Here is an 11095-nt window from a genome sequence, read left to right as displayed (position 1 = left end):
TCACGGAGGGGCTGAATAACAAGATCAAGCTGATTAAACGAATTGCGTTTGGTTATCGCAACTTTTATAACTTTCGGGCACGGATCTATTTACAACAAGGTCTGATCTTTGAAAACTAAAAAAATATGCGGCGCACAGAACGCGCCGCATATCGGACTAAGTTTTATTCAAATTTGTCTTCACCAACACGATTTGACGAAGAGCCAAAATCTCTTAGACTTTTGGATCAGCTCCTGTTCATGAATAAAAAGCAACTCATACGCAGAGTTAGCCGAAATAAACCGAAAATTCATAAAAATTTGAGAAGCACAAAGTAGGTTCCTTCAACCTCGATTCCTATGTTATTGATTTTCTTGGCAACTTGCGAAATTTCTTTCTTAACTTTTTGACACTGAGCACTTATGAATCAGCATTTTCTATTTACTCAATAATCTTTTTTACTTTAAAGGGTTCGGTCCGTTCTGAAGGTTCTTCTTGATCCGCTAAATCAAACAAGATCAGCGCTTCCTTTCCCTCACCCTCCACAATCACTAATTTGCCTAATGGGTCACGGTTATCCTTGACGATCTGAGCTTCTTTCATCAATTCTTTTGGGTCACGTTTTGAAGCGATCGCGTTGCCCAAATTAAAGAATACAGTCTCTTCCATCTTTATTCACCTCTAGTCGTAGCTTTTATAATGTTAAGCGATCAATTCTCTTCACTTTTAAAAAATAAAATTTGCTTATCCTTAGCATAACAGAACCAGCAGTGAACATTGAATAATTGAAAACTTTAGTCCTCTTACATCGATTTCTTAAGGTAAAAAAACATGACACTTATTATCTGTGTTTTAAGCTGAATAATTCTTTTAAAAGGTCCTTATTCATTCTTAATAAATAGAAAATCTATCTAACTTTTCTCGATCTATTGTTGCTATCGCTTAATCTATTAAGTGATAATCTCTTGTCTGTCTCGTCGGAAAATATTTTTTTCGTTTCAAAATTTTAAAATTATTGATAACAATCCTTCATTTAATTTATGGTATCGTTTTCTTAGTCATCGAATGATGTAAAGGAGGATATTGGCCGTGGCAGTAAGAATTACTGAAGAATATTTGATTAAAAAGCTGACCAAATTTGTCGAACAGCATCACCGAACACCAACCGTTAAGGAATTTGGCTATCAAACCCCGATAAGAACAATGTTTAAAAATTATACAACTTTCCTAGAAAGTCAGGGACTCGGCAAAAAACAAGTAATCGAGTATTATACAAAAATCGAAATAGCAGAAAAGCTCCATGCTTTTGTGAGATCGCATCAGCGTGCTCCCAAAGCAAGTGAGTTCGGCTATCGCTATGCCATTAAAAATTATTTTGATTCCTATTTTGATTTTATTAAAGCCCATGGATATGAGTCGTTGTATGACAAATCCCTAGAACTGAAACCTAGAGCTAAACCAAAAAGTAAGCCAAAAAAATCGAGAAAAACAAAACCTAGACAGCCTATGACAATAGACATGGTGATCAACGAATTGCATTTATTTGCAAAGGAGCATGGGCGAACACCGATTTCAACAGAATTGGGGCATATGCATATTATCAACAAATACTTTGGAACCTACAATAACTTTCTTCGCAGCCAAGGCTACCCGCTGAATACTCCTGGTAAAAACAAGCCGCTCACAAAAGATGGATTGATAAAAAAGCTGAATGACTTTATTTCAATAAATGATCGTGTCCCGACACGCAAGGAATTCGGTCAAATCAATCAAATCAAAAAAATCTATGGCTCATTTGACGCCTTTATTAGAGCGAACGGGTATGAACCACTTCCTTCTCGCAGAGCTAAAAAAAGTTAGTATGACCAAGTTTTTCATTGTATTTACCTAACAACTGTTACTTTAAAAAGGAAAAGTAGCGAAAGCAAGCAAAATTGACTTTTTATCAAATGCGAAAACTCATTTTGGATAGTTTAAGCCCCATTTAAGCTTTTTTCCTTATAGTCTACTCAACCCTAATAAACTTTTCATTTTGCTAGCTGCTTTAGTTACCGAAGCAGCTAGCCTCTTTTTGTTTTAACAGCAAAAAAGAGTTGCTCAGCCTAAGCTAAACAACTCTAAACAGGTTGATAAATAAGGAAGGTACGGGACTTGAACCCGTGCACCACATTACTGCGGCTCGCCGGATTTCGAGTCCGGTGCATTACCACTCTGCCAACCTTCCGCAACATTTATCTTACCTTTTTTTGCTTAAATGTCAAGATATTATAAACTATCCAAAACTGAAGTATCTTCATCTTCCAAGATGTTATTAAGGGTACGATTGATCAAATGAACGATCTCATCTTGTGTCGGTGAGATAATACCCGATGACATCAATGTCGCGATACCTGTAACGCAAATCCAAATTCCTACATGTAACGCGTTGATACGTTTTTCAGATAACTGGCTGTATTTCGGATGCTCTAAAATTAATTGGTGGAAGTAATTATAAGAGAAGTCGTGCATTTTCTTTCCGCCACCATACTCTTGTACATATAATGCATTGTATAGATTACTTTGTTCTTTCGCAAAATAAACATAGCTCAATCCTAGGTCAATGATCGTATCACCTGTGCGAACTTCTGGGAAAATATCGTAATATAGGTGATTGCAAATTTCATCTAACAAAGTGTTCTTAAGATCACTCATGTTTTTAAATTCTAAATAGATTGGTTGCGTACTGATTCCCATCTTCTTGGCAATGTTTCGTGCGGTAAATCCAGAAAAACCTTCATTTTCGACAACTTCATAGGCAGCCTTTAGAATCTGGTCCTTGGTGTAAACTTTTCTTCTCATTGTAATTCCTCCCAGAATGTTATTATTTTTCCCGTCATTTTATTTTAATCAAAAACTGATTAGTTTTGCAACCCCTATGTAGGATGTTATCTAAATTTACAGAAACTTTTTTCTAAAATGTGGTGAACTTATGCGGATTTTTTCTTACAAAGGCAGTGTAAACGTTTCATTATTTATGCAATATTTAACTTATTTCATTAAAAAACAAAAGTGTCGTTATACATTAGAATACATTTTTGTTTCTTTAAAGTAAAAATCGTAGCTCAAAAAAAAAGTTTGCTGTTACTTTATTATACTTTCTCTAAGGTTTTCTGACAATCCTTATTCTTTTTCTTGTCTAATTTATTCTTATTCTCTACTATAGTATAGAATAGTAAAGGTGGTTAGCTTGATGGAACAGCAAAATTATGCGCAACTTGTTTTAAATACCTGCTTAAAGGCCGGGAAAATTATGATGGAATCTGGGTCAGAGGTCTATCGGGTGGAAGATACAATGAAACGAATCGCCCTGAACGCGGGGCTTGATGATATACAAACCTACGTAACAGCAACAGGGCTGATCGTTGGCTTCCCATCAGAACAGAATAGCCAGGTGATTCAAATCACACCTCAGTCGATCAATTTGGAAAAAGTGACCGCAGTCAATCAAGGCTCCCGCCAATTCGCTGATGGCGAGCTTTCTCTACCAGAATTTTATCATTATCTAGAAGAAGTCGATCAGGACACACCCGACTTTCCTTATATTTGGAAAATTATTTCGGCTGGTATCGTCAGCAGTACCTTGATGATCATCTTAAATGGTACTTGGTTTGATTTTATTCCGACTTTCATTATCGGAATGATTGGTTTTGGTGTTCACACGTTTTTTGGGAATAAATTGCAGATGAAATTTCTGAATGATTTTGCGGCGGCGCTAATCATTGGCTGTTTGGCTTTATTGACAGTCTCAACCTCGTTTGCTCGTGACGTAAATAGTTTAATTATCGGCTCCATTATGCCTCTTGTTCCAGGTTTAGCTATCACGAATGCTTTTCGTGACATTATGGCGGGCCACTTAATCAGTGGTGTCGCTCGTGGAACAGAAGCTTTATTTATCGCTGGTGCGATCGGCGGCGGGATTATTGTCGCATTTAACTTCTTTTAACGAATAAATTTAGTTGGAGGTCACTCATGAATTTTATTGTCAATTTTCTATTTAGTATGTTTAGCACAATCGCCTTTAGCGTCATAACCAATATTCCTCGGCGAGCTTTTTTAGCGTGTGGTGTCACGGGAGCTGCGGGCTGGATGACTTTTTGGATCTTACAAACGTATTTTCATCAAAATATCGGTATCTCCAATTTTTTAGGTGCCTTAATGATCGGTTTGATTAGCATTCTCTTCTCTAAGATCATGCATATGCCTGTGATTGTATTCAACGTCCCCAGCTTGGTTCCATTAGTTCCTGGAGGCCCAGCTTACATGGCTGTCCGCCATATGATGAATCAGGAATTTACCGAATCAATGGAAAAAGTGGTTACTGTACTCGTCACAGCTGGTGCAATTGCAATCGGCTTTATGTTCACGAATGTAATCGAACGAGCCCTAAAAAGGACCCGTTCTAATTTACGAATGAGATAAACGTGTATAAAACAGAAATTTCTTTTTCTGTTTTATTTGTTTAACCGCTAATGTTGTAAGCGCAACCAATAAATATCTAAAAATATTTTAAGTTTCGCACGAAATTTACAAATTACTACCTCAGACCTATGCATTTTGTGAATTTATCCTTTATACTTCATTTTAGAAAGACAAAGGAGTTGAGTCAGATGAGTGTTGTTCAATCTAGGAAGCTATTAAATATTATTTCGTTGATGGGAATTGCTGTAACCATTAGTTTATCAATCTACTTCTATCGCTTAGGAGTATTTGATGATATGAATTCATTGCAGCAGCTCGTTGGACAATCCCCGATCGCTGGCCCGCTCATTTTTGTTTTGATTCAAATTATTCAAGTAGTCATCCCGATCATTCCAGGTGGAATCAGCCTTGCAGCAGGAGTGTTGATTTTTGGACCGTATTGGGGATTCGTTTATAATTATGTCGGTATCGTAATTGGCTCATTGATTCTTTTCCTAATGGGACGACAGTATGGCAAGCCATTTATTATGCATCTCGTCAGTGATAAGGTTTATCAGAAATACAACCATTGGCTTGATGATCCGCGTTTTGATAAATTGTTCACCTTAGCGATTCTCTTCCCTGTTGCACCAGATGATGCCTTATGTTTAATGGCCAGTCTAACCAATATGTCCTTTAAAAAATACAGCGCGATCATCTTTTTAGCTAAACCGGCTTCAATCTTTTTATACAGCTTGGCCTTATTACAAGGTGGCGCCTTATTAGAAAAATTACTCCTCCACTAATTCGCGTTAGTGGTTTTTTTACAGTCTTGTAGGTATCCTTTGTGTAATGCTCTTCAGACACTTAAATACACATTTAATTGACAAATAAGCTGCGAGTTACGTTTTTCGCAGCTTATTTGTCATTCGATATAAGACATTTACAAAATGATCTGTATTAGAGACGCAGCTTCCTTATTTTCGAATGAAGGACCATTCCATTTTCGCGAATTTCATGAAATAATCAAACTTTGAATCGCAGACTTGTGATACCCTAAATAAAAAGCACGATTTATTTTAGATAAATCATTCACTGTTAGAATTGTAGGAGGAATAATGAATTACTTTCGACAACAAATAACGCATTTTTTTAATACGTTTTCCATATATAACTTTATCATGCTTGTCTTTGGTCTTCCTTTTTTATCAGAGGGACTCTTTTTGTTTTTTCGACAAAGCTTTCTAAATAATCTGTATCATCCTTTGTATTTGTTACTGTTTGCGGCTCTGATCTTTCTATACGGAAACTTTTTCAGCCAGGTACAGTCAAATGAAAAAGGGTTTCAGAACTTTTCTTTAAAGGCAGCATTTGTTAGCTTTGCCTATTGGCTACTTTTATCTCCAATTTTTTTCTTTCGCTTTTACCAACTATTGTTAGCTTGGCAGCCGCTTCCAGCTAGAATGCTTTCTTTTATTTTTCTTTATCGTTGGAAAATACTGCCGGTGATTATTTTCCTGTACTTGATTGTTCTTTATTTTTTATATCGGATGATATTAGTGCCAAAATATCTAAAGCAAGGAAAAAGTATAAAGGAAAGTCGGAAGCTTAGCTGGCAAAAAACGGAAAATAAATTGGGAAAACAGCTGCTGCTCTTCGTCCTAATTCCATTCGCCTTTTTAACTGTCAGTCTTTTGATGGAAATCGGCGTTATTTGGCTCTCGCAATTCTTGATCAGACAAACTAGCGCAATGATCTTTTTGGTCATCTATCGTGTATTACAAAACGTATGGTGGGGCCTTTTCTTTCTCTACTTGACTGCATCGGATAAAAAGCCGGTCATTGATGACTCTACAACAAAGGGAACAATCGTCTGGCTGGGCTTGACAATTCTTGTTTGTCTTGGCTTATACTCGCTGCATTATGCTCATGCCTTTCAAATAGAAGATGCAAATGAACCCTTCACAATCTCACATCGAGGGGTTACTAACCGCAATGGTGTCCAAAATTCAATCGCAGCTCTGAAAAGAACCAGCCTAAGAGATCGACCAGATTATATAGAGATGGACGTTCAAGAAACTGCAGATCACCAATTAGTCGTGATGCACGATGAAAATTTGAAGGATTTGGCTGATAAAAATTTACGCATTGATGAAACAAGTTGGGATGAATTAAAAAAAGTCACACTGGAGGATAACGGCTACACTAGTAAAATCCCATTATTTGCGGATTATCTCGCAGAAGCAAACCGTTTAAACCAAAAATTACTGATTGAGCTTAAGGTCACTAACAAGACTAAAAGTACAATCGTTCAACAATTATTACCATTAAAAGAGCAGCTAGCCAATCATCAACTACAAAGTATGGACCTAGACAGCGCCAATAAAATGAAACAACTTTTTCCAACAATGAAGGTTGGTTATATCTTGCCTTTAGATCTGATCGGGGCTCCAAAAACCTCACTGGATTTCATGAATATCGAAGCACGAACTGCCAACAATGATTTGATTCAAGTTTTGCAAAAACGCAATCAAGCTGTTTATGTTTGGCCGGTCAATTCAAATCGGCAAATGGCCGTCTATCGTTGTCAGAACGTGACAGGTATCTTGACAGATGATCTAAGTGTCTTTTCGGTTGACTCAAACCGTATCAGTATAAAGACAGCAAGTATTCTACAATTTGACTAAAATAAAAATCGTAAACAGTCCTCTATTGAAGGTTGTTTACGATTTTTATTATCGCTCTAATAGACGTTCGTAGGTGAAGCCAGTCATGGAAAATCTGAGTAGCAGCAGGGCAATCAACAGTAAAATAAGACCAATTGAAATCACTACCCATCCGCCAAAAACGAGAATACCAGTAAATTGGCCAATAAGAAGCAAAGCTATCGGCATGATCAAAAAGGCCGCTTTCTGTTGTGATTCTTCGATTGTCGTAGATTTTGCTGAACCTTTGACAATTAAGACAATCGAGATAATGGTGATTGCCGGTACAATGAGAAGCATCACCCACAGCCAATTAAGACTTAAAGGAAGCATCATCCCTGTAATAAAATACAGCTCTGCCTCGATCACGATGACAGTTAAAATAAACGAAACATAGGTCACAAAGATTGCTACAAAAAACGAGGCATAGACTTTCGCCTGAAAAATTTCACGAATCGATAAGGGAGAATAAAGCAATGTCTCCAGTGTTCGTTTCTCCTTTTCGCCTACAAAAGAACTTGCCGCCATGACACTCGCTGTCATAATCGGGATGATTAAAAAGAAAATCGGAATGACATTATTGATCATTAAAGACAACAAGTCGCGAATCAACTGTTCTTGATCCAGTTTTTGAAAATCTGGTAAAATACGAGCCATTTCAGTAAATGAAGAAGAATCCGTTGGACTTAGTAAAACCGTTAGCAGCATAATCGTTGGAAAAACTACTGAAAAGATCAACGGAAGAATTGTCAGCACAGAAAAGTAGCGTTTATTTTCAGTAATTCCTCTTACATCCTTGACCATAATCGCTTTTTGCCGATTATTAAACATGCGTCTCTCCTCCTTCCAATAAAGCAAAATAGATTTCCTCTAACGAAAAATCCTTTGGCGTTACTTGCGCGATATTGCCGCCCTGTTTGACAATTTCTCTCACCAGTTGAGGGATCTCTGCCTTTTCCTGGATCACTAATTCATAAATATTATCTTTGATCCGTTCGCTCTTGAGCAAAGGCGGCATGAAGTCTGTCTCGATCGTTACTTTATAGCTGTTGAAGGTACGCTTTCGTAATTCTGGTAGACTGCCTAATGCTAGAAGCTGGCCTTTGTCCATCAGACCATATTCATGACAAATTTCTTGGGCGTATCTTAATTGATGTGTACAAAGGAAAATCGTCGTCCTCTCTTCTCTTGAAAGCTCTAGCAGCAATTCATTAACCTTCTTTGTACTTTCAGGATCAAGTCCGCTGGTGGGCTCATCCAAAAAAAGCACACTTGGGCGATGAATCAAGGTACGTGCTAAGGAGAGTCTTTGACGCATCCCGGTAGAATAGCTCTTTAATGTTACTTGAGCCGCATCTGAAAGCTCTAGCTTTTCTAGCAATTGCATTCCTCTTGCTTGACTTTCCGATTTTGTCAGACCGAAAAGCTGCCCAAAGAAAATCAGATTATCAATACCAGTCAAATGATCATACATGCCTGCATGTTCCGTTAAGATGCCTGTGGATTGATGAAGCTTTTCCGCTTCGCTAACTGGATTAAGCCCTAAAACGCGAATCTCTCCACCAGTCGGATCTAAGATGCCATTTAATAATTTGACTGTCGTTGTCTTTCCAGCTCCATTCGGGCCTAAGAACCCAAAAATCGTCCCTTGAGGAACCGCTAGACTAATGTTGTCTAAGGCCTTCTTCCCATCTGAATAGACTTTTTCTAATTGTTTAATTTCGATTGCCTGCATTTGTGATCCCTCTCTCGTATCAAGCGGTGACATTCATCCTTACCCTCCCGCTATATCTTCTCTTCAACTTCTATTGTATTTCTTCTAACTTAAAGGTTCAATGGACTGTTTGTTAACTTTAAATCGGTAAAATCAACTAATACGATACCTAACTTTTTAAACATGAAATTAAAAAAACGCTTACGTCTCACCGACAGTTTGATAGAGCTCCTCGATTATTCTTAATAGCTAAAAGTAGCAAGGAACAAAAAAGATTCGAACCTCTTTTTTGAAGGGTCCGAATCTAATTCCTGTCAAAATAAATATTTCACATGCATAACTATAAAGTTACGCAGTACACTCAACTTCGATACATGCGTGTACATCTTCGTATTTTACTAATAAACGATTCTGCAATTCGATAACTGTCGCGCGGTCAGAAGGTGCGCAACGTACAACATTGATCAACACTGTATTATTGTAAAGTTGCTCAACAACACCAACAACTTCATTTTTGATTCCAATTGCTTTACACTCGTAAGCAAGTCCAATTTCAATAGTTTCTGTAATTTCCATAATAAATCCCCCTTTAATACTACGTTTTTATAATAACATAATTATTAAAAATTGAAAACGTTTTTTATAAGTTTTTTTGCTTTTATATCAAGGGTAATTCGACAATTGTTAGAAAATTCGTAAAACACCAACATAAACAACCTTGGTTATTTTTAATCTCCTATTCATTTTTTATTTATCTTTAATTGTTTAAAACCGGTTTCTTTATTCTTTCATTATGCTTTTTATCATTAATTTTGATTAGCTATGTATTACTTTTATTCACCCGAAAAAAAGAGCCCTCGTCAAACGAGCGCTCTTTTCTTGATTTTATAGACGATTATTCAATTCTTTTGCTAAATCTTCAAATCCTGGTTTTCCAAGTAGGGCAAACATATTTTTCTTATAAGCTTCCACACCTGGTTGATTAAATGGGTTAACCCCTAATAAATAGCCAGAGATACCAACAGCGATTTCGAAGAAGTACATAGCGTAACCTAAAGTATAAGCATCCATTGTTGGGATGTTTAATACAAAGTTAGGAACACCGCCGTCTGTGTGGGCTAATAATGTGCCTTGATAAGCTTTAGAGTTAACAAAGTCAACATCTTTACCTTCTAAGTAGCCTAAGCCATCTAAATCAGATTCTTGTGAAGGAATCGCCACAGATTTACGAGGTTTTTCCACTTTCACGATCGTTTCGAAGATATTACGACGACCTTCTTGGATGTATTGTCCAAATGAATGCAAGTCAGTTGAGAAGTTCGCACTTGATGGGTAAATACCTTTCAAGTCTTTTCCTTCTGATTCGCCGTATAATTGTTTCCACCATTCGTTGAAATATTGCATACCTGGTTCATAGTTGACTAAGATTTCAGTCACTTTACCTTTGCGGTATAGAATATTACGAAGAGCAGCATATTGATATGCTTCATTTTCGTCTAGGTTTTCGCTTGAATAAGCTTCGCGAGCATCTGCTGCACCTTGCATCAATGCATCAATATCTGCTCCACTAGCTGCGATTGGTAGTAGACCAACTGCTGTAAGCACTGAGAAACGTCCACCAACATCATCAGGAATAACAAAAGTTTCCCAACCAGCTGCATCAGCTTCTACTTTTACTGCTCCGCGAGCTTTATCAGTTGTAGCATAGATACGTTTGTTCGCTTCTTCTTCACCATATTTTTTGATCAATAATTCTTTGAAGACACGGAATGCGATTGCTGGCTCTGTTGTTGTTCCTGATTTAGAAATTACGTTAACAGAAAAATCACGATCACCGATCACTTCGATCAAGTCAGCGATGTACGTTGAGCTGATTGAATTTCCCGCAAAAAATACTTGCGGCGCTTTACGATCTTCCTTATCCAATACATTGAAAAAGCTTTGGTGCAAGAATTCAATTGCTGCACGTGCTCCAAGGTATGAACCGCCGATTCCGATAACTACTAATACATCAGAATCAGATTTGATTTTTTCAGCTGCTTTTTTGATGCGCGCAAATTCATCTTTGTCATAGTTTACTGGAAGATCTATCCAGCCTAGGAAGTCATTTCCTGCGCCAGTACCTTCGCGTAATTCTTTGTGAGCTAGAGCTACTTCAGATTTGATGTACTCCATTTCATGTTCGCTCACGAATGGTGCTACTTTCGAATAATCGAAATGAATGTGTGCCATTGTTTTTCCTCCTTGAAAATCACTTCAT

At 37.3% G+C, this 11095-nt stretch carries 12 protein-coding genes and 1 tRNA gene; 6 read left to right on the top strand and 7 right to left on the bottom strand.

Annotated elements, in window-relative coordinates; genetic code table 11:
• Positions 1-119, top strand: a 119-nt coding sequence (locus tag OMU_RS23100; protein WP_002343842.1) for an ISL3 family transposase, incomplete at its 5' end; no start/stop codon positions are given.
• A 301-nt stretch (positions 120-420) separates the two neighbouring features.
• Here OMU_RS23100 and OMU_RS22600 read toward each other — a convergent pair.
• Positions 421-648: a hypothetical protein gene (locus tag OMU_RS22600; protein ID WP_016182162.1), complete on the bottom strand. Its 228-nt coding sequence runs from the start codon at positions 646-648 to the stop codon at positions 421-423.
• 420 nt (positions 649-1068) lie between these two features.
• Between OMU_RS22600 and OMU_RS22595 the strand changes: the two genes are divergently transcribed.
• Positions 1069-1839, top strand: coding sequence for a homing endonuclease associated repeat-containing protein (locus tag OMU_RS22595; RefSeq protein ID WP_016182161.1), 771 nt, complete (start codon positions 1069-1071; stop codon positions 1837-1839).
• A 276-nt stretch (positions 1840-2115) separates the two neighbouring features.
• On the opposite strand, the gene OMU_RS22590 is transcribed toward OMU_RS22595, so the two are convergent.
• Together OMU_RS22590 and OMU_RS22585 are read right to left on the bottom strand one after the other, a co-directional pair.
• Positions 2116-2203: transfer RNA gene (locus OMU_RS22590), tRNA-Ser, on the bottom strand.
• Between the two features lie 41 nt (positions 2204-2244).
• A complete protein-coding gene (locus OMU_RS22585; protein WP_016182160.1) occupies positions 2245-2817 on the bottom strand; it encodes a TetR/AcrR family transcriptional regulator in 573 nt (190 codons plus the stop codon).
• A 391-nt stretch (positions 2818-3208) separates the two neighbouring features.
• Here OMU_RS22585 and OMU_RS22580 point away from each other — a divergent pair, with 391 nt between their 5' ends.
• The 4 genes from OMU_RS22580 to OMU_RS22565 all read left to right on the top strand — a co-directional run bounded on the left by OMU_RS22580 (position 3209) and on the right by OMU_RS22565 (position 7103).
• Positions 3209-3961 carry a threonine/serine exporter family protein gene (locus OMU_RS22580; protein ID WP_016182159.1) on the top strand — a complete coding sequence of 251 codons (753 nt, stop codon included), beginning with the start codon at positions 3209-3211 and terminating at the stop codon, positions 3959-3961.
• A gap of 26 nt (positions 3962-3987) precedes the next feature.
• Entirely contained in the window at positions 3988-4437 is a 450-nt protein-coding gene (locus OMU_RS22575) for a threonine/serine exporter family protein (RefSeq protein ID WP_016182158.1), read from the top strand.
• A 188-nt stretch (positions 4438-4625) separates the two neighbouring features.
• Positions 4626-5222 (top strand): TVP38/TMEM64 family protein, encoded by a 597-nt coding sequence (locus OMU_RS22570; RefSeq protein ID WP_016182157.1) that lies wholly within the window; start codon positions 4626-4628, stop codon positions 5220-5222.
• Positions 5223-5534: 312 nt separating this feature from the next.
• Positions 5535-7103, top strand: a complete 1569-nt coding sequence (locus OMU_RS22565) for a glycerophosphodiester phosphodiesterase family protein (protein WP_016182156.1) — start codon at positions 5535-5537, stop codon at positions 7101-7103.
• A gap of 48 nt (positions 7104-7151) precedes the next feature.
• Here the strand turns inward: OMU_RS22565 and OMU_RS22560 are convergent, their stop codons facing one another.
• From OMU_RS22560 to OMU_RS22545, 4 genes are all read right to left on the bottom strand, one after another.
• The gene (locus OMU_RS22560) at positions 7152-7952 is read right to left on the bottom strand and encodes an ABC transporter permease subunit (RefSeq protein ID WP_016182155.1); all 801 of its coding nucleotides are present in this window, start codon (positions 7950-7952) and stop codon (positions 7152-7154) included.
• Positions 7945-8856 (bottom strand): ABC transporter ATP-binding protein, encoded by a 912-nt coding sequence (locus tag OMU_RS22555; RefSeq protein ID WP_034876424.1) that lies wholly within the window; start codon positions 8854-8856, stop codon positions 7945-7947. The genes OMU_RS22560 and OMU_RS22555 overlap by 8 nt, the downstream gene beginning before the upstream one ends.
• A gap of 327 nt (positions 8857-9183) precedes the next feature.
• Positions 9184-9411 (bottom strand): hypothetical protein, encoded by a 228-nt coding sequence (locus OMU_RS22550; RefSeq protein ID WP_016182153.1) that lies wholly within the window; start codon positions 9409-9411, stop codon positions 9184-9186.
• Positions 9412-9720: 309 nt separating this feature from the next.
• Positions 9721-11067, bottom strand: coding sequence for a glucose-6-phosphate isomerase (locus OMU_RS22545; protein WP_016182152.1), 1347 nt, complete (start codon positions 11065-11067; stop codon positions 9721-9723).
• Between the last annotated feature and the right edge of the window lie 28 nt (positions 11068-11095).

This window comes from Enterococcus avium ATCC 14025, assembly GCF_000406965.1.
GTDB lineage: Bacteria > Bacillota > Bacilli > Lactobacillales > Enterococcaceae > Enterococcus_A > Enterococcus_A avium.
Note: the sequence above shows the minus strand (reverse complement) of the source record. Positions and strands in the feature narration are given on the sequence as shown.